The 17,660-nt window shown below is 62.1% G+C and carries 18 protein-coding genes; 12 read left to right on the top strand and 6 right to left on the bottom strand.

Features of this window, described 5'->3' with window-relative positions; all coding sequences use genetic code 11:
- Positions 1 to 79: 79 nt before the first annotated feature.
- Positions 80 to 1,063, bottom strand: a complete 984-nt coding sequence (locus G5V57_RS13790; RefSeq protein WP_206530261.1) for an ABC transporter substrate-binding protein — start codon at positions 1,061 to 1,063, stop codon at positions 80 to 82.
- A 197-nt stretch (positions 1,064 to 1,260) separates the two neighbouring features.
- On the opposite strand from G5V57_RS13790, the gene G5V57_RS13785 reads away from it, so the two are divergent.
- The 7 genes from G5V57_RS13785 (at position 1,261) to G5V57_RS13755 (ending at position 8,227) form a co-directional block, all read left to right on the top strand.
- Entirely contained in the window at positions 1,261 to 1,944 is a 684-nt protein-coding gene (locus G5V57_RS13785) for a FadR/GntR family transcriptional regulator (protein ID WP_165168054.1), read from the top strand.
- A gap of 307 nt (positions 1,945 to 2,251) precedes the next feature.
- A complete protein-coding gene (pyrF, locus tag G5V57_RS13780; RefSeq protein ID WP_165168053.1) occupies positions 2,252 to 2,962 on the top strand; it encodes an orotidine-5'-phosphate decarboxylase in 711 nt (236 codons plus the stop codon).
- The gene (locus G5V57_RS13775) at positions 2,952 to 3,602 is read left to right on the top strand and encodes a phosphoribosylanthranilate isomerase (protein WP_165168052.1); all 651 of its coding nucleotides are present in this window, start codon (positions 2,952 to 2,954) and stop codon (positions 3,600 to 3,602) included. The genes pyrF and G5V57_RS13775 overlap by 11 nt, the downstream gene beginning before the upstream one ends.
- A 64-nt stretch (positions 3,603 to 3,666) precedes the next feature.
- Positions 3,667 to 4,884, top strand: a complete 1,218-nt coding sequence (trpB, locus tag G5V57_RS13770) for a tryptophan synthase subunit beta (protein WP_165168051.1) — start codon at positions 3,667 to 3,669, stop codon at positions 4,882 to 4,884.
- Entirely contained in the window at positions 4,881 to 5,699 is an 819-nt protein-coding gene (gene trpA / locus G5V57_RS13765) for a tryptophan synthase subunit alpha (RefSeq protein WP_165168050.1), read from the top strand. The genes trpB and trpA overlap by 4 nt, the downstream gene beginning before the upstream one ends.
- Positions 5,700 to 5,976: 277 nt before the next feature.
- Entirely contained in the window at positions 5,977 to 6,882 is a 906-nt protein-coding gene (gene accD, locus G5V57_RS13760; protein ID WP_165168049.1) for an acetyl-CoA carboxylase, carboxyltransferase subunit beta, read from the top strand.
- Positions 6,883 to 6,886: 4 nt separating this feature from the next.
- A complete protein-coding gene (locus G5V57_RS13755; protein ID WP_165168048.1) occupies positions 6,887 to 8,227 on the top strand; it encodes a folylpolyglutamate synthase/dihydrofolate synthase family protein in 1,341 nt (446 codons plus the stop codon).
- 30 nt (positions 8,228 to 8,257) lie between these two features.
- On the opposite strand, the gene G5V57_RS13750 is transcribed toward G5V57_RS13755, so the two are convergent.
- The 4 genes from G5V57_RS13750 to G5V57_RS13735 all read right to left on the bottom strand — a co-directional run bounded on the left by G5V57_RS13750 (position 8,258) and on the right by G5V57_RS13735 (position 12,359).
- Positions 8,258 to 9,058: a transporter gene (locus G5V57_RS13750; protein ID WP_165168047.1), complete on the bottom strand. Its 801-nt coding sequence runs from the start codon at positions 9,056 to 9,058 to the stop codon at positions 8,258 to 8,260.
- Between the two features lie 55 nt (positions 9,059 to 9,113).
- Positions 9,114 to 9,929 (bottom strand): phosphatase PAP2 family protein, encoded by an 816-nt coding sequence (locus G5V57_RS13745; RefSeq protein ID WP_165168046.1) that lies wholly within the window; start codon positions 9,927 to 9,929, stop codon positions 9,114 to 9,116.
- A gap of 72 nt (positions 9,930 to 10,001) precedes the next feature.
- Positions 10,002 to 11,213 (bottom strand): hypothetical protein, encoded by a 1,212-nt coding sequence (locus G5V57_RS13740; RefSeq protein ID WP_165168045.1) that lies wholly within the window; start codon positions 11,211 to 11,213, stop codon positions 10,002 to 10,004.
- Between the two features lie 114 nt (positions 11,214 to 11,327).
- On the bottom strand, positions 11,328 to 12,359 hold the full coding sequence (locus tag G5V57_RS13735; RefSeq protein WP_165168044.1) for a DUF1254 domain-containing protein: 1,032 nt from the start codon (positions 12,357 to 12,359) through the stop codon (positions 11,328 to 11,330).
- 244 nt (positions 12,360 to 12,603) lie between these two features.
- On the opposite strand from G5V57_RS13735, the gene G5V57_RS13730 reads away from it, so the two are divergent.
- From G5V57_RS13730 to G5V57_RS13710, 5 genes are all read left to right on the top strand, one after another.
- The gene (locus tag G5V57_RS13730; protein ID WP_246737622.1) at positions 12,604 to 13,281 is read left to right on the top strand and encodes a Crp/Fnr family transcriptional regulator; all 678 of its coding nucleotides are present in this window, start codon (positions 12,604 to 12,606) and stop codon (positions 13,279 to 13,281) included.
- Between the two features lie 160 nt (positions 13,282 to 13,441).
- The gene (locus G5V57_RS13725; RefSeq protein WP_165168042.1) at positions 13,442 to 14,209 is read left to right on the top strand and encodes an MFS transporter; all 768 of its coding nucleotides are present in this window, start codon (positions 13,442 to 13,444) and stop codon (positions 14,207 to 14,209) included.
- Between the two features lie 373 nt (positions 14,210 to 14,582).
- Positions 14,583 to 15,314, top strand: coding sequence for a DUF2092 domain-containing protein (locus G5V57_RS13720; protein WP_246737621.1), 732 nt, complete (start codon positions 14,583 to 14,585; stop codon positions 15,312 to 15,314).
- Positions 15,311 to 15,637, top strand: coding sequence for a hypothetical protein (locus G5V57_RS13715; protein ID WP_371744820.1), 327 nt, complete (start codon positions 15,311 to 15,313; stop codon positions 15,635 to 15,637). Before G5V57_RS13720 ends, G5V57_RS13715 begins: the two co-directional genes overlap by 4 nt.
- Positions 15,638 to 15,843: 206 nt before the next feature.
- Complete coding sequence (locus G5V57_RS13710) at positions 15,844 to 16,629, top strand: hypothetical protein (RefSeq protein WP_371744782.1); 786 nt, start codon at positions 15,844 to 15,846, stop codon at positions 16,627 to 16,629.
- A gap of 160 nt (positions 16,630 to 16,789) precedes the next feature.
- On the opposite strand, the gene G5V57_RS13705 is transcribed toward G5V57_RS13710, so the two are convergent.
- Positions 16,790 to 17,170, bottom strand: a complete 381-nt coding sequence (locus G5V57_RS13705; protein WP_165165503.1) for a hypothetical protein — start codon at positions 17,168 to 17,170, stop codon at positions 16,790 to 16,792.
- Positions 17,171 to 17,660 lie beyond the last annotated feature (490 nt).

Here is a 17,660-nt window from a genome sequence, read left to right as displayed (position 1 = left end):
TCTTCTCTCTCCCCTTTCGGGAAGTTTCACCCATCGCTGCCCCTTCTCCCGCAGGGCGGGAGAAGGGAAACGGTGTGTGTCAACCGCCCAACGCCTTCTTGGCGGCGTCGAGAGGGCCCAAATCCCAGAACTCCTCCACTTTCAGCGTTTCCGCCGGTCCGGTCATCATTCCGGCTTCGGTGTAGAAGAGGAAATCGACTTTGGCGACGTCTTCCGGCGTCTCGAGCGGCGCATAGACGCCTTCCTTGGTCGCCTCGGTGTAGAAGGGCACGACCTCGGCGATCACTTCCTTCGGCTGGTCGGCGAGCAGATTGCGCTTGGCGCGCTCGGTCTCGATGATGGTCGGATCGGCCTTCATCTCGCGCCACAGCTTTTGCAGTTCCTCGACCACGATATTCGCCGTCTCGCGATTGTCCTTGAGCCAGGCGTCGCTGGCGAAGACGAGCTCGTCGCTGGCCGGCTCATCGAGGCCGGGCAGTACATGGAAGCGGTCGCCGGCCTTCTCCATGAGCATGTTCTTGTTGGCGAGATCGACGACCGTCGCCTTGATCTGTCCGTTCATCATGGCGATGATGCGGTTTTCCGAACCCGGCACATAGCTGCGATCGCCGAACTCGATGCCCTCGCGCTTGGCGATGATATTGCCGATGGCCTCGGTCCCGGTGCCGCGGGCGTGGAAAGTTATCGGCTGGCCGTTCATGTCCTTCCAGGTCTTGTATTCCTTGGAGGCCACCGGAAAGAAGACGAGGCGCGACATCTGATAGATGTTCTTGAGCGGCAGCTTCGATTTCTGGATGACCGCATAGGGCGTGCCGACGCCGAGATCGGACTGGCCGTTGATCATCGACTGGATGGCGAGTTCCTCCTTGGCGAAGGAGGTGAGCTCATAATCGACGCCGCGGTCCTTGGCGCGCTCCAGCGCCACCACGAAGGCGAGCGTCTCGACCGAGACGACATCGCCAAGCGCGACGCGAACCTTCTCCGCGGCCGCTGCGGCCGTGGCCAGGCTGAGCATAAGCCCCGCCGCGGCGAGGCCGGACAGGAATTTCGGAACTGGATTCATTGACGTCCTCCCGTGTGCTTCCTCAAGCAATCTCAAGGAGCCTCCTTGCGCTTTCAGCGTCTGGGCCCCCCTCACCATCTAACCAATTCTTGATTGGTTTGGCAAGATATGTAAATTGGTATAGATATTGATGTCCATAGGTTGAGGCTCTATGCGCTTGCCGGCAAATATATCCACGGGCTTGGGACACCTTGAACATGAGCGATGAGGTTGGCGGCGCGCTGACACAACTTCGGGCCTATCTCGCCCAGCTCGATCTGCCGGCGAATGCGCAACTGCCGCCGGAGCGCGAATTGTGCGACCTCCTGGGTGTCTCGCGCGGCGAGTTGCGCAAGGCGTTGGCCGTGCTCGAGGGCAATGGGGAACTCTGGCGCCATGTCGGTAAGGGCACCTTCATCGGATCGCGCCCTGTTGATGAATTCAAGAGCGTCGCCGACATCGCCGCCGGCAGCAATCCGCGCGAGGTCATGCAGGCGCGGCGCGCTTTCGAGCCCATCCTCGCCCGCGAGGCGGCGCTTCATGCGACGTCCGCCGACATCGCCGAGATGCGCCAGTGCCTGACGGCGTCGCGCCTCGCCGCGACATGGCGGCAATATGAGAATTGCGATAACCGCCTGCACCGGCTGCTCGCCGAAGCAACGCATAACAGCGTTCTCGTCGCCCTGTTCGACACGCTGAACGCGGTCCGCCGCACCGTCGTCTGGGGCCGGCTGCGCAGCAACAGCCTGAGGCCGCCCGCCGACCATCACAGTTTCGCCGAGCACGACGCCCTGGTCGACGCCATTGGCGAGCGTGATCTCGATGCCGCCGCGTCCGCCATGGACCGGCATCTCCATTCCGTCGAGATAAATCTGCTGCGCCTGCGCCAGGCGGCGGAGTAGCGGACGCCCCCAGCAGCGCTCATCGCGCGGAGCATAAGCTCTTTTAGCGCAAAGGCTGCGTAAAATCCTCTCGCCCGCGGAGCGGGGAGAGGAAGGGGCCCAACGCGCCAGCGTTGGGAAGGTGAGGGGCATCCCTGTTACCTCTTCTTCGTCGCTGTAGCGTTCGTGCTTGTTCGCCATCGTCGCCCAAAGAGACCGGTTGCCCCTCACCCTCCCATTGCTGCGCAATGGGTCCCTCCCTCTCCCCGCTCCCGCGGGGCGAGGGTGATTTGCACCCTGTCCCATTTCGCGGTAAGGGGCCTTCGCCATGATCAAGAACCCCATCTGCGTCGCCCTCGACACGCCGGACGTGGCGCGCGCCCAGGAGCTCGCCCGCCTCGTCAAGCCGCATGCCGGCTATGCCAAGCTCGGCATGGAGTTCTTCTACGCCCATGGCCCGAAGGGCTATGAGACGGTGGCGAAGGAAGGTCTGCCGATCTTCCTCGATCTCAAGCTGCACGACATTCCCAACACTGTCGCCTCGGGCTTGCGCTCGCTGATGCGCCTCGATCCCAAGCCGGCGATCGTCAATATCCATGCGACGGGCGGCGCCGACATGATGCGTGCCGCCGCCGACGCCGTCGACGGCCGCGCTTTGTTGATCGGCGTCACCATCCTGACCAGCCTTGCCGATGCCGATATCCATCAGGCGGGCTTCGCCCGCGAGCTTACCGGGCGCGAGCATGCTGCGGCCCTGGCTGTGCTGGCGCGCCAATGCGGGCTCGATGGCGTCGTATGCAGCGCCCCCGATGTGCGCGCCGTCAAGACGGCGACGGCGCCCGATTTCATCACCGTGGTGCCCGGCATCCGCCCGGCCGATGCTGCGGTCCAGGACCAGAAGCGCGTCGCGACGCCACGCGCAGCGCTCGATGAAGGGGCCGATATATTGGTGATCGGCCGGCCGATCACGGGGGCCAGCGATCCTGCGGCAGCGGCACGCGACATCGCCCGCAGCCTCGAGGCGAGTCATGCCCACTAACGTCAAGATCTGCGGCCTGTCGACGCCCGAGACGGTCGAGGCCGCGCTCGCCTCTGGCGCTGATCTGATCGGCTTCGTTTTCTATCCAAAGAGCCCACGCAATGTCTCGGTCGCCACGGCAAAGGCTTTGGCCCGGATCGCGCGCGGCAAAGCGAAGATCGTGGCGCTCATTGTCGATGCCGACGACACGCTCATCGACGAGATAACCGGCGAAGTGGCGCCCGATTTCTTCCAGGCGCACGGTGCCGAGACGCCCGCGCGCATCGCCGAGATCAGCCGCCTGAGCGGCAAACCGGTAATCAAGGCGATCAAAGTCAGGACGGACGCAGACGTCGTCCGGGCCAAGGCCTATGAATCGGTGGCCGCCCTCATCCTCTTTGACGCAAAGGCGCCGGAGACACTCGCGGGCGCCCTCCCCGGCGGCAACGGCATCGCCTTCGACTGGACGCTCGTCGGTTCGGGAGGGGCGCCCTCCTCATTCATCCTCTCCGGGGGGCTCGATCCCGACAATGTCGCGAGAGCCATCGAGGCGACCGGTGCCGGCATTGTCGACGTTTCGTCAGGCGTCGAAAAATCACCTGGAATCAAAGACATAAATCTCATTCGGGAATTCGTCGCGGCGGCCAAGGCGGCGCCTTGATTAGCCCCTCAGATTGTCCGAAAAGCGGTTCCTGTTTTTCGGCCTGATGCTATAGAAAGCCGCCATGAACCAGATCGCGCCCAATTCCTACCGCACCGGTCCCGATGAAAAGGGGCTGTTCGGCATCTATGGCGGCCGTTTTGTCGCCGAGACCCTCATGCCGCTCATTCTCGACCTCGAGAAGGCCTATGAGGAGGCCAAGGCCGATCCCGCCTTCCAGGCCGAGCTCGATGGGTTCCTCGAGCATTATGTCGGCCGGCCGAGCCCGCTCTATTTCGCCGAAAGGCTGACCGAGCATCTGGGCGGCGCCAAGATCTATTTCAAGCGCGAGGAGCTCAACCACACCGGCGCGCATAAGATCAACAATGTGATGGGCCAGATCCTGCTGGCGCGCCGCATGGGCAAGACCCGCATCATCGCGGAGACCGGCGCCGGCCAGCATGGCGTCGCCACCGCGACCGCCTGCGCCCGCTTCGGGCTCAAATGCATCGTCTATATGGGCGAGGTCGATATCGAGCGGCAGATGCCCAATGTGTTCCGCATGAAGCTTCTCGGCGCCGAAGTGGTGCCGGCCCTTTCGGGCTCGCGCACGCTGAAGGACGCGCTCAACGAGGCGCTCCGCGACTGGGTCGCCAATGTCGAGGACACCTTCTACTGCATCGGCACGGTGGCGGGCCCGCATCCCTATCCCGAAATGGTGCGCGACTTCCAATGCGTCATCGGCAATGAGACGAAGAAGCAGATGCTGCGGCACGAAGGCCGCCTGCCCGATTCGCTCATCGCCGCGATCGGCGGCGGCTCCAATGCCATGGGCCTGTTCCATCCCTTCCTCGACGATACAAGCGTCGAGATCTACGGCGTCGAAGCGGCGGGCAGCGGCGTTCACAGCGGCAAGCATGCCGCCTCGATCACCGGCGGCCGGCCCGGCGTGCTGCATGGCAACCGCACCTATATCCTCATGGACGATGACGGGCAGATCACCGAGGCGCATTCGATCTCGGCCGGCCTCGATTATCCAGGCATCGGGCCCGAGCATGCCTGGCTCAACGACACCAAGCGCGTCAGCTATGTCTCGGCGACCGACCAGGAGGCGCTCGAGGCGTTCCAGCTCTGCTGCAGGCTCGAAGGCATCATTCCGGCGCTCGAGCCCTCGCATGCGTTGGCTCATGCGATGAAGCTTGCGCCGAGCAAGCCCAAGGACCATCTGATGGTCATCTGCATGTCAGGGCGCGGCGACAAGGACATCTTCACAGTCGCCGATCATCTCGGGGTGAAATTGTGACGACGCGCATCGACCAACGTTTCGCCGACCTCAAGAAGGAAGGCCGAGCCGCGCTTGTCACCTTTCTGACGGCGGGCGATCCCGATTACGCGACCTCGCTCGCGATCATCAAGGGCCTGCCCAAGGCCGGCGCCGACATCATCGAATTCGGCATGCCCTTCACCGATCCGATGGCGGACGGCCCGGCGATCCAGGAAGCGGGCCTGCGTGCCCTCAAATCCGGCCAGACGCTGGTCAAGACGCTCGCTCTGGTGCGCGACTTCCGCAAGGACGACGACGCGACGCCTGTCGTCCTCATGGGCTATTACAATCCGATCTACATCTATGGCGTCGAGCGCTTCCTCAAGGAGGCGAAAGCGGCGGGCGTCGACGGGCTCATCATCGTCGACCTTCCGCCTGAGGAGGACGAGGAACTGTGCCTGCCGGCGATCAAGGCCGGGCTCAATTTCATCCGCCTCGCCACGCCGACGACCGACGACAAGCGGGCGCCCACGGTGCTCAGGAACACGTCGGGCTTCGTCTATTATGTCTCGGTGCTCGGCATCACCGGCACCAAGGCGCCCGACCTCAAGAGCGTCGAGCGGAATGTCACCCGTCTCAAGGGCCACACCAAGCTGCCGATCGCCGTCGGCTTCGGTGTCCGGACGGCGGAACAGGCGCGCAGCATCGCCAGGAGCGCCGACGGCGTCGTGGTGGGCTCGGCCCTCGTCAATGCCGTGAAAGCGAGCCTTGGTCCCTCGGGCCAGGCGACAGCCGATACCGCGCCCGCCGTGCACCGGCTGGTGAGCGAGATCGCCCAAGGCGTGCGGTCATGATTACACGGCTCGACAATCGCGATGCGTCCCCCCTCATTCCCCTTCTCCCGCTTGCGGGAGAAGGTGGCGCGAAGCGCCGGATGAGGGTGTCTCTGCGACGCGACGCAGAGCCTGACAGAGAATTCGACATTGGAGCCAACACCCTCACCCGCCCTGTCGGGCACCCTCTCCCGCAAGCGGGAGAGGGGGAAAATTGGACAAGGCTCGCCAATCTGGAAAAATTGATGTGTGATCGCCCTGCCCCGCGGGGCGAGGGCGTAGCAGCGAGTACCCACCGATGAACTGGATCAAGAACTTCGTCCGTCCCAAGATCCGCGGCCTGCTCGGCTCGAAGCGCGAGACGCCGGAGAATATGTGGGTCAAATGCCCGGAAACCGGGCAGATGGTGTTCTACCGCGACCTCGAGCACAACCAGTTCGTCATTCCGGGCTCGGGCTATCACATGCGCATGGCACCCGATGTGCGCCTCAAATCGATGTTCGACGGTGGCACCTATGAGACGATCGCGCTGCCGCAGGCGGCGATCGATCCGCTCAAATTCCGCGACGAACGGCGCTATACCGACCGCCTCAAGGAAGCCAAGCAGAAGACCGGGGCGGAGGACGCGATCCTCGCCGGCGTCGGCACGCTCGACGGGCTTTCCCTCGTCATCACCGTCCAGGATTTCTCCTTCATGGGCGGCTCGCTCGGCATGACGGCCGGCGAAGGCCTCATCACCTCGATGCGCGCCGCGGTCGATCGCAAAGTGCCCTATGTGCTCTTCGCCTCTTCCGGCGGTGCGCGCATGCAGGAGGGCATCCTCTCGCTCATGCAGTTGCCGCGCACGACCATCGCGGTGCGCGAATTGCGCGAGTCCAAGCTGCCCTATGTGGTGGTGCTGACCAATCCGACGACCGGCGGCGTCACCGCCTCCTATGCGATGCTGGGCGATGTGCATATCGCCGAGCCGGGCGCGCTGATCGGCTTCGCGGGTCCCCGAGTGATCGAGCAGACGATCCGCGAGAAGCTGCCGGAAGGCTTCCAGCGCGCCGAATATCTGGAGGAACACGGCATGGTGGACATGGTGATCCATCGCCATCAGATGCGCGAGACGGTGAGCCGCGTGGTGCGCCTGCTCGCCAAGGCGCCGCCCATTCTCAAGAACAGCAGCGAAGAGACGGCGCTGGTTCCGGCCGACAGCTGATCCCATGGCCGTCAGCGATGCCATCCTGAAGCGGCTGCTCTCGCTTCACCCGAAGATCATCGATCTCAGCCTCGAGCGCATGTGGCGGATCCTGGCGCGGCTCGGCGATCCGCAGGAGAAGCTGCCGCCGGTGCTGCATGTCGCCGGCACCAACGGCAAAGGCTCGACCGTCACCTATCTGCGCTCGGCCATGGAAGCGGCGGGGCTTGCCGTCCATTGTTACACCTCGCCGCATCTGGTCAAATTCCACGAGCGTATAAGGCTCGGCAAGACGGGCGGCGGCGATCTCATCTCGGAATCAGCGCTCAATACGCTGCTCGAGGAATGCGAAGCGGCGAATGGCGGCGAACCGATCACCTTCTTCGAGATCACCACGGCGGCGGCCTTTCTCGCTTTCGCGCGCCATCCGGCCGACTATCTGGTGCTGGAAGTTGGCCTCGGCGGAAGGCTCGACGCCACCAATGTGATCGCCAAGCCGGCGATCAGCATCATCACCACGATCGACTACGACCATCAGCAATTTCTCGGCAACACCCTGACCGAGATCGCGCGCGAGAAGGCCGGCATCTTGAAGCGCGACGTGGCAGCGGTCATCGCTCCCCAGCCCGACGAGGCGCGCGACGAGATCGAATACTGCGCCGCGCAAGTCGGGGCGCCTCTCCTCATCGCCAATCAGGACTGGCAGGTCTATGAGCAGCATGGCCGGCTTGTCTATCAGGACGAGAGCGGGCTTCTCGATCTGCCGCTGCCGCAATTGCCGGGCCGCCATCAGATCGACAATGCCGGCACCGCCATCGCTGCCTTGCGCAGCCTTGACGATGCGCGTATCGGCGAAAGCCATATCGCGCAGGGATTGAAGACGGCCTCCTGGCCGGCGCGCATGCAAAGGCTCGGGCCTGGCGAGCTCTGGTCCCTGATCCCGAAGGAATCAGAGCTCTGGCTCGATGGCGGACACAACCCTTCAGCCGGACGCGCTCTGGCGCGCGCCTTCAGCGAGCTCAATGAGCGCGTGTCGCGCCCTCTCGTGCTCATCTGGGGCATGCTCAACACCAAGGCGACCGATGATTTCATCGCGCCCTTCTCCGGCATCACGCATCGCGTGGTGACGCTCACCATCCCGGAGGAGGAGAATGCGGTTCCGGCGCGCGATCTCGCCGAGACGGCGCGCCGCCAGGGCTTGAGCGCCGAGACCGCCGACAGCCTGGAGGACGCCTTGAAGCAGGCGGCCCATATCACCCCGGCGCCGCGGATCCTCATTCTCGGCTCGCTCTATCTCGCCGGCCGCGTGCTCGCCGGCCATTCCGGCGAGCCGATGTCGCAAGTATCGGGCGCCGGACGGCGCTGAGGCCCGGCGAAGGGACACCTGGCCGCCGGCCTATTTCGCCGGGAACAAAAGCGTCGCCCCGCCACGGAAGCCCAGTCCGTCAGGGCCGCCGTCGGGGCTCTCGGCCCAATAGCGGACGCCGACCGTGAAGCTCACCGGCTGCTTGTCGATCTGGACCAGCTTGCCGACCGTGAAATTGACCGGAACCGACCACTCGCTGGTTTCCCAGTTATAGGTGCTTTCCGTGTTGAGGCCGAAGGTCCATGCGTCGGCTGTCGTGTAGGAGACGAAAGGCTGCAGGTATGTCGAACTGATGTCCGAGCGGTGGTCGTCGCCCGCAAAGGACCAGATGTGGTTTCCCAGCGCGCCGACCGTCCAGCCGCCCATCTGTTTCAGGACCACGGCGGTCGGACCCGCCCCCCATTTCTCGCCGCCGAGCAGATCGTCGGTGGCGGTCGGAACGAGAAACACCGGACCCGCGCCCCAGACGATGCCCGACGGGCCGGGGTTCTTGGGCGAGAAGAACAGGCTTTGAGTGATGTCGCCAAGGCCGGATTGTTCACCGGACGGGCCGGCTATGTCTTTCTGCGAGATCACCGGCAGGATGGTGCGGGAGATCACGGTCCAATCGTCGTTCAACGAAAAAGGCACGACGGGCTGGATGTTGAGCACAGCCCTGTGGCCATTGCTCGGCCCGTATCCTTCGTCGTAGTTGAATTGGAACGGGACGCTGATGAGCGCCGCCACCGGATTGGATAGTTGCTTGGCGAGGTAATGGCTGTCGCCTTCGGCGAAAGCAGATGTCGGCAACAAAACCGCACAGGCGGCCAGAAAGTAACGATACTGATTCATTTTTCCGTTTCTTGTATAACACAAATGATATCGCGAAAGCGTATGTCCAACGTCTCTATTTTTCAGAGAGGGCGGCAGCTTCGGCGGAACAGTCAGTTTTTGGGGTTTCGCCTGCCGCCTTGGCCTTCTTCACTTCCTCACGGGCAGCTTCGACGTCTGCGAGGAAGACAGGGTCGGCATGAAGTCTGGCTACTGTGGCGGCCCCCATGATTCGTCCTGCATCAACGTCGCTCTGCCAATGCGCATTGCAGATCACGCGACTTTGCCCGAACGAAATGCCAGGGCTCAGCAGTTCATTTGAACGCTGCGGATTGATTTCCGCCAGAACAAGGCCCCAAGCCCATCCCGCCGCAGTATGGCCTGAAGGATAAGACCCGTCGCTTCGCAAAAGCGGCTCTTGATCGGGCCAGCACGTTCCTTCGTTGTGAACAACGAAAGGCCTGACCCGGTTGTATTTATTCTTCACACCATATGTCGACAGTCCGGCATCTGTCAGAACTCTCTGCATCAGCTTGTAGGTGTAAGGTGTCTTCTGCTCATCGATCTGCACGCCCATCGCACAGGAGAAATTCTCCGCCGGCTGCGGGAAATTGAGATCGGCATCACGCCTCGCCAGATCCGATCGCGCGGTTCCGCGCAGAGGAATCGTCTTTTGCCTGGCCTCTTCGTCGCGCGCGAGCGCGGCACTGCCCGCTGAAGGGGGCGATCCCAAAAGCTGCAGGCTGTCGGGGAGATCCGCCTTGTTCAGGTAACCTGGGGCCAGCTGGAAATGCGGGTCGGTCACTTTGGCGGCCGGCACTTCGTCGCCAAACGCACCAGCGGTCGAGATGCAAAGCGACAATACAGCAAGCGCCGCGGATTTATTCAGCATCGATAACCTAGACATATGGGAAGCCCTCATAAAAATTCTGATCGGATCTGCCAGCGCCAACGCCACTTCGTCCTAGAGCAACAGCAGCTTTTTCAGGATCGAAACGATGTCTTTGAAGGGCAACCGGGTTGCTCCCTCGATGGCGAAGGGAAGGAGCGCCGCCAAAGCGACGGGTAAAGCCGCTTTGCGGCTGACAAGCATTGTCGAGAGTTTTTTCGCCACCTCGTGTTGCTTCGAGGGATCAACGATCGCTCGCTGGCTTGCGGTTTCCTCATCGTTGTTGGCGACCACGTTGCGACCAAGAACCTGGCGTTCGGCGAGCCTCTGGTAGCGCGTCGCCTGGGCTGAGAGCGCGAGGAGTGTGGCCGCCTTCAAATCGGCAAGCGGTCTTGAGAAGGCGTAAAGCGGGCATGCAAACACCGCAAGCACCACCACCAGCCATCCGGCCATGGTGGCGGTGAGGCTGGTCGCATCAAGGGTCTCCATGTCGAAATGCCTGCCGGCGGCCACCGCCACAGCGGCACTGACACCGAAAACAAACGTCATATAGGCATTGGGATATTCCGAGATGAAGGCGAGCCCGCCCTGTCCGTCGGGATGTATCGCGACCAGCCTCAGTTCCAGCCTTGCCACCTTCCGGAGTAATCGCGACCAGACGAAGTGACGCCACAGCACGCGCAACATCAGGAACCAGAAGAGGGGCACGCTTACGACCACAGACCACCAGCCTGACATGGTGATGCCGTCGCCTTCAGGCGCGACATTGACGGCCCAGGACGCCGAGGGGGTAAAATCGAGACGCATCCAGTAGAGCAACGCGGAAGCGGCCGCCAACGCCAGGCACAGGATCTCAGCCAATCTGGAATCGCGCTGTTTGAGCGCCGTCACGGCCGCCCCGGCAGCTCTCTCAATCGAGGCGGGAGCAATGATCGGCGCTCTCGAGAATTGCCGGAGCTTGATGCGCAGGCCGCTTTCGACCTGCTGCTCGACCAGAATGAATGCTCCGATGGCGACAAAAAACATCGCCCAGGCGTTGAGATCGCGGAGATAAGCTCCTGCATCTGCGATTGACAGGCTGCCGGGCAATGCCAGCAGGAAGGGAACCGCCCAAGCAATCGCGATGAAAATCACCGCTCTGCGACCCGCATTGAGCGCGTTTGCGCGCAGCAATCTCAACCGGCGTTGAAGCTCGTAGAAAGGCCCGCCATGCGATGCATCAAAATCCCGGATCGCCTCGTCCGGGCCTGGGCCGAGACCCTGGGAGAATTGCGAATTATCTGGCATCGATTGCCCAAAGCATGTCGGTCAGCGCGTATGCCAAATTGGTGTGATTGGAAATTAAGGGGCGGCCTTTGGGCGCCGCCCCCGCAGGGTTTGTGAGTCCAGGACCGTCGTGCCTTACGGCAGGAGCTGGGCCTGCGGGAAACTCCACTGGCCGCTCAGGATCTCGGCGCGCGGCTGGTAAAGCCTCACCGTATAGTTCCAGCCGGGCACGGTCGGCAGGCAATTGACTACCTTGCCGTCGCAGCCGCCGAACTGGATGACGATCGAGCCATCGTCGCTCTTCTTCGCCGTCAGGTTGTTCAGCGAGTAGGCATCGTATGGGTTTTTCTGGAAGTAGCCGTCGGCGTTGTAGACACTGATCGACCAGAAGCTGTCGACCGGAACGTCACCGACCTTGAGCGTGTAGACGGCCGTGCCGTCGTTCTTAGGCACCGCGCCGCTGAGATAGATCGCATCCTTGGCGGGATTTCCGCCCCAGCCGGTGGCGGTCCCAAGCAAATGCTGGATCGGATCGACGGTCTCCTTCGTGCCGAAGGCCTTGTTGTAATCGGGAATCGTCGCGCCAAGCACGGACAGCGCTTCACGCACCTTTGTCTGGCTCACCTGGTCCCAGTTCGGCACCTCGAATTTTCCGGCGCCCGCCTGGCTGACCTTGATCGCGTCCTGAAGCTGATGGACCTGCTCGATGTCCTTCGGATCGGCCGGATCAATGAGGGTGCGCACCGCGACAAACACGTAACGCGTGCCGACATTCTCCTTCGTCAGGGTGTGGCTGCCGGCGCCGTAGAAGACCGCAGGCACGTAGTGATCCGCGCTGACCACCATCGTCGACATGAAGCGCTTGCCCGCATCGGGGAGCGTGACCGTGACCGGGCCGGCATCGAGATCGAACACCGCCGATGAATAGACCGTGTCGCGATTCATGCGGATGACGTTCTGGTTGTCGATCGAGACCGGCTCGCGACTATGGATGAACTTGCCGAGGCTGCCATCCTTCACCATCTTGCCGATATAGAGATCGGACTCGGCGCGGACGAAATTCTCGACGCCGACCGGGATCGCGGCATCGGAGGAAGTCTGTGCGTTCGCACTCCCAAGCGCCGCCAGGGACGCGGCAACAATACAGATTGCAGGCAAGTATGACATTAAAACTCCTCGATGATGCGAAACGTCACTCGAATTTCCCGGCCTTGGGCTTTTCCGAGCGCGGACCTTCCGGGCTACAGCAATTCCTCTCCGAAACACCATTGCCAGTGGCAGAAACAGTGGCGGCCGTAGCGGCGGTTGCAGCTGTGGTTGCAGCAGAGAAATACCCGACTCACAAAATAAGATTGTCCCGATGGAACAATTCGTAAGATAATTTGGGCTACAGTCGCCTATGAGCACAACATTGATCAAAAGAGATGCAGCCGAGGCCGTCCTGCGGCAGAACGGATGGCTGTCTCATCAACCTGAGGACTTCCAGAACGAGGTCCTGCGACGGTCCATCCTGCTGTATTACTCACCCGGAGAGGTGATCTATCGCTTCGGCGACGATCTGGGCGGCATCCATGGTCTCGTGGACGGCATAGTGACGGTAAATATCGCTCCGCCGGACAGTGCCCCGCGATTGATTCACATGGGCAAGCCTGGCGGCTGGACCGGAGAAAACTGCTTTCTGACTCGCCAACCGCGGCGGGTCGAACTGCGCGCGGTTTCGGAGGCCTGTCTGATACATCTTCCGTTGGACCAGATGGACCAGATGGCCAGCGCCGATCCGACGGTCATTCGTAACTTCAGCCACATTCTCATGAACGCCGTCGAGGTCCTCATCAGGGTCATCCACGACCTGCAGAAGCCCGATCCTGATCGCCGGATAGCTTCCGTCCTGCAACGCATTACATGGACCGCAGAACAGCCTATCCCATTGACGCAGACCGAGATCGGCACCATGGCCTGCGTCTCACGCAGGCAAGTCAATGCTGCATTGAAGCGGTTTGTGGAGAACGGATGGGTGAAGACCAGCTATCGCTCCATCATTGTCCTCCATGCCGAAGAGCTGCGGCGCTTCGCGGCAGAGGATGATTGAGCGTACGCAGCGGAAGAGTTGCGGGCCAGCCTTGGTTCGGTGCTTGACGGCGAAGTGATGTGACGCCACAGCGGGCCACAATTTCAGCGCTGGAAGACGATTCGGACTAAAAAATGCGTGGCCCAGTTCAAGCACTGAGGCGGCACGTCATGGGGAGAATATGGAAGCCCGATCGCGCACGACGAAAGCACAGTTCGCACTGTCTCTGAGCCTGACCATCAATACCACCGGACAAACATTCCTTCTCGTCGTGCTGCCACCTCTAGGTCGCCGCCTTGGCTTCACAGATATCCAGACTGGCATAATCCTCAGCATCTCCGCGCTGCTTCTCATGGCGTCGGCACCAGTCTGGGGATATCTCAGCGAACGGATAGGGCGCAGACCAGTCCTGCTGACGGCGCTCGCCGGAGCCGCCATTGCGGCTGCCGGGTTCGGCGCGATTGTAGACCTCCGCTTGGCGGGAACCATGAGTGCTGTCTTGACGCTCGGCCTGTTCATACTGATCAGGGCTGCGCAGTCCATTGCCTGCGGCGGCATCTTACCTGCCGCGCAGGCGTACATGGCTGACATCACAACGCCGGCGCAGCGGGCCGGCGGAATGGGCATCCTCGGGGCGGCTATTGGCTTAGGCGCCATCCTTGGCGCTGCGCTCGCCTGGCAAGTCGCCCCCACCGATCCTGCCCTGGCTTTCGCCATCGTGGCCGCGCTCGCCATCTCCGCCTTCGCGAGCGTCCTCCTGCTGGCCAGGGAGCCTGCCCGCGGAGCGCCGAACTATGTCGGCCGACGCCCGCCTGCCGCTTGCCAGGATATGGCCCCTTCTCCTGATCACGGAGATCGACCAGGCGGGCCAGGGCGAATCCCGCAACCTACTGATTTGGCGCGGATCCCTATCGGCGAAGTAACTCAACTTCGCCGTGATGCGCGCTAAACATCCAACTACGCCGCGTCTCCTTTGCCCAATGCCGTGTCCACTCGAGCCTTTCCCGTTTTGATCGAATTATTCGATTCGATCAAAACGGGATAAAAAGGCTCGATTACATAATCTGGAGCGCTTCCTCCTCGCGAAAGTCGAGCAACTTTCGCGGGAAGCGCTCTAAGCGCACGTAGCAGGATTTTTTTGCGGATTGTTCCATTGGGACAATCTCATTCCGCGCACCCTGTATTTCTGTGCCGCAAGTAAGCGGTATCTCCCAACGTTTCAGTTATCGAGGAGTTTCACTTTGAACAGGTGGATATTTGGACGGCTGCGTACAGTGTCGACGTCGCGCATGCGCGTATTGTCGTTGAGCATGGCTGCCGGCGTGGCGCTGGCGCCGTGGTCGGCCTCGGCGCAGGTTGCGATCGACCCGGAGGCGCACAAGATTCTCGCCGCCATGACCGAAAATCTGAAGGCGCTTCCGACGCTCAGCGCCGACTACGACGCCGATCAAGAGATCATCACCCATGAGGGCCAGAAGATCCAATACAGCGCATCGGGTTCCATCGCGCTCGACCGCAGCAAGGGTTTCCGGCTGACTCGCAAAGGGCCTTTTGCCGACGTGGAAGTGATATTCGACGGCAAGACGGTATCGCTTGTTGGCAAGGCAAAGAACGTCTACGCGCAGATCGCAAGCCCCGGGCCCAGCATCGAAGAAGCAACCGAGGAGTTTCGCACCTCTACCGGCCTCGATGCCCCCGGTGCCGACCTGCTGGCAAGCGATCCCTATTCGGTCCTCACCGACGGCGTGACCAAAGGGGCCGTGGTTGGATCGGCCCTTGTCGGCGGGGTCGAATCCCATCACCTCGCGTTCAGGACCAATGTCGTCGATTGGCAAATCTGGATCAGCAAGGGCGACAAGCCGTTGCCGCTCAAATACGTCATCACGACCAAATGGGTGACCGGCGCGCCAGAATACTCACTGCGGCTGAGTAACTGGAAGACCAATGGGATCGATGTCGCCCAGTTCTCCTTCTCGCCGCCTGCGGGCATGAAGAAGCTCGACCAGGTGAATGCCGACATCACTGGCGAACTGTCACTCGATACGGGGAAATAAAGATGCGCAAGCTGTACCGCAAATTCGCTCTGGCCGCGATCGCCACACTCGCCGTGCTCGCTGTTGACCGTGTCGTCCCGCTGCCGCTCGGCCCCTTCGTGTCCGAGGCGCAGGCGGTCATTGGGCGGCCCCTGACCGTGGTCAGCGTAGCCGGCGTTGCCCGCCGCACCACGCGCCGCGCGATCCGTCGTTCCACCATATATGTCGCCGCTCTGCCCGCCGGCTGCATCAGCACCAGCTTCAATGGCGTCGTGGTGTGGAGCTGCGGTGGCGCCTACTACCAGCCCTATGATGGTCGTTACGTCGTCGTCTATGTCGACTGAATGTGCGGCTACAGCATCGGACCGAAAAGTGCGAAGCGGTTTTCGGATAATCCGATGCGTAAATCAAAGAGTTAGAGCGCCGGAGCGATTCTATGTGAGCGTCCGACGCTCTAACGGGCAGGTCATATGAGAAATCGGGTTTTTGTCGGGGCCGGCGACGCCAAGAGCTGCTCGCGTGCCGCAGAAAGAGCGCCATGATGATTTCAATGAAGAATATGACCGCTGGGGCCGCACTGCTGGCCATTGTGGCATTGAGTTCACCTGCGCGCGCTGCCGACACGGTTTCGTTCCTGGCGCCCGAAGCACAGACCACTGAACAGAACGGCTGGACGTATTCCGTCACGCCATATTTCTGGGCTGCGATGCTTTCCGGCGAGATTGCGCAGTTCAATTCGCCGACCGTTGATGTCGATGCGAGCTTCAGCGACATTCTGGATAACCTGGATTTTGCTGCAATGGCGATCGGTGAGGCACGCAACGGGCGCTTCAGCCTGGTCGGGGACCTGATCTACACCAAACTTTCCAGCGGCAGCGCAACGCCTTATGGCATCGTCGCGGAAAGCGTGGATGTGCAGTCCTCGACTTTCGCCGCACTGGCGGGCGCCGGCTATTCTGTCCTCGAAGGCGCGTCGGGCCGATTGGACGTCGTCGCCGGCCTGCGGGTTTGGTCAGTTAATTCCGAGATTTCCTTCAGCGGGGGAATCCTCCACGACAAAACGCGCGGTGATGGCGCAACCTGGGTGGACGCCCTGGTCGGCGTGCGCGGCAACTATGCGCTCACGCCGCAATTCCACCTTATGGGCTGGGGGCTTGTCGGCGCCGGCGGAGCGGATCTCGATTGGGATGTAGCAGCTGGCGTTGGATACCGCATCAACGACACTTTCTCGGCGACGCTCGGCTACCGCGCGCTCGGCGTGGATTACAGCAACGACGGCTTTCGCTTCGACGTGGTGCAGCAAGGCCCTATCGCCGGACTGACGGCCCACTTTTAGGCTTTGCTGATGTGAGAGCGGCCTTTCTCGCATCGTCGACAGCCTGGAGGGCATCACCCCTGGCATCAAGGATCCTGATTGTGGGCTCGCTCTATCTCGCCGGCCACTACGGCGATGCGATGTCGCATGTGCAGGGCGCCGGCCGGCGCTAGGCCGCCGGCTAGGCGCCTGGGTGCGTGTCTCCCCCGTAGCCCTCGCGAGTATCCCGTGGCAGCGGGCGGTGAATATTTCGGCGGCCCGCGCCGGGAGCGATGACGCCGCCGACGGTATGGACCGCCAGTTCCTGTACGAAGCCGGACTGCGGGGCGCAGATTTCGTTGGTGAGCATCAGCTCGGCGTTGTACGTGGTGAACGACCGCATACCCTGCTCCCGACAAATCAGTTTGGCGCCAATATCGGGCTCCTCTTCAGTCCAGCAGCGGCAAGCGCCATTGTGGCGCATGGCAATCATTGTGGCTGAGCCCTGACGACGACCGGGCATTACCGGCAGCAGGAGATTGAAATGTAACGCCGCCTCGCCGCGATCCTGGCCCTTGGACATAGCTCGCTCATTAAACAGGATGAGGCGGGCACGCGGGCGACCTTGAAGGAGCGAAGCCGGGCCATCCTGCAGCCGCTCGTCGCCAGGCATCACGGCCGCATCGTCATGGTCATGGGGACGACGTGGTCGTCGGGCAGAAGCCCATGAAGACGGCGCTGGCAGCAAATCGCAGGAAATTGGCGGATAGCCGTAAGCGTTTCTGATAAGGAGCGCTTATTTGATTGTAAGCGTCGATTGCTACTCGCGTTGGGTCGCGGCAACGCAACATCGCGGGTCATTGACGTTGTCTGGAAGGTTGTACCCAGGCCGTAAAGAGCGGGCCGGTGGTAACGGCACACCGGCCCGTTTCTTGTCGGTGCTTACCCCTTGCAGGACGAGGAACAATGAACAACCACGCGAGCGCGCCCGGTCTACGGCGGAACAGGAACGAGGCTTAGGAAGCCACGACGGCCTCTAGAGCAATCCCCCATGCGCAGCCGCTAACCTGCTG

The sequence above is a fragment of the Nordella sp. HKS 07 genome, from assembly GCF_011046735.1.
In the GTDB taxonomy this organism is placed as follows: Bacteria; Pseudomonadota; Alphaproteobacteria; order Rhizobiales; family Aestuariivirgaceae; genus Taklimakanibacter.
Note: the sequence above shows the minus strand (reverse complement) of the source record. Positions and strands in the feature narration are given on the sequence as shown.

Bases quoted from the DNA above. Each gene is read 5' to 3' on its own strand.
- G5V57_RS13710 (WP_371744782.1), top strand. From the start codon at position 15,844: ATGAAGAATATGACCGCTGGGGCCGCACTGCTGGCCATTGTGGCATTG.
- G5V57_RS13785 (WP_165168054.1), top strand. From the start codon at position 1,261: ATGAGCGATGAGGTTGGCGGCGCGCTGACACAACTTCGGGCCTATCTC.
- G5V57_RS13735 (WP_165168044.1), bottom strand. From the start codon at position 12,359: ATGTCATACTTGCCTGCAATCTGTATTGTTGCCGCGTCCCTGGCGGCG.
- trpB (WP_165168051.1), top strand. From the start codon at position 3,667: ATGAACCAGATCGCGCCCAATTCCTACCGCACCGGTCCCGATGAAAAG.
- pyrF (WP_165168053.1), top strand. From the start codon at position 2,252: ATGATCAAGAACCCCATCTGCGTCGCCCTCGACACGCCGGACGTGGCG.
- G5V57_RS13705 (WP_165165503.1), bottom strand. From the start codon at position 17,170: ATGTCCAAGGGCCAGGATCGCGGCGAGGCGGCGTTACATTTCAATCTC.
- G5V57_RS13755 (WP_165168048.1), top strand. From the start codon at position 6,887: ATGGCCGTCAGCGATGCCATCCTGAAGCGGCTGCTCTCGCTTCACCCG.
- accD (WP_165168049.1), top strand. From the start codon at position 5,977: ATGAACTGGATCAAGAACTTCGTCCGTCCCAAGATCCGCGGCCTGCTC.
- G5V57_RS13725 (WP_165168042.1), top strand. From the start codon at position 13,442: ATGGAAGCCCGATCGCGCACGACGAAAGCACAGTTCGCACTGTCTCTG.
- G5V57_RS13775 (WP_165168052.1), top strand. From the start codon at position 2,952: ATGCCCACTAACGTCAAGATCTGCGGCCTGTCGACGCCCGAGACGGTC.
- G5V57_RS13740 (WP_165168045.1), bottom strand. From the start codon at position 11,213: ATGCCAGATAATTCGCAATTCTCCCAGGGTCTCGGCCCAGGCCCGGAC.
- G5V57_RS13750 (WP_165168047.1), bottom strand. From the start codon at position 9,058: ATGAATCAGTATCGTTACTTTCTGGCCGCCTGTGCGGTTTTGTTGCCG.
- G5V57_RS13745 (WP_165168046.1), bottom strand. From the start codon at position 9,929: ATGCTGAATAAATCCGCGGCGCTTGCTGTATTGTCGCTTTGCATCTCG.
- G5V57_RS13790 (WP_206530261.1), bottom strand. From the start codon at position 1,063: ATGAATCCAGTTCCGAAATTCCTGTCCGGCCTCGCCGCGGCGGGGCTT.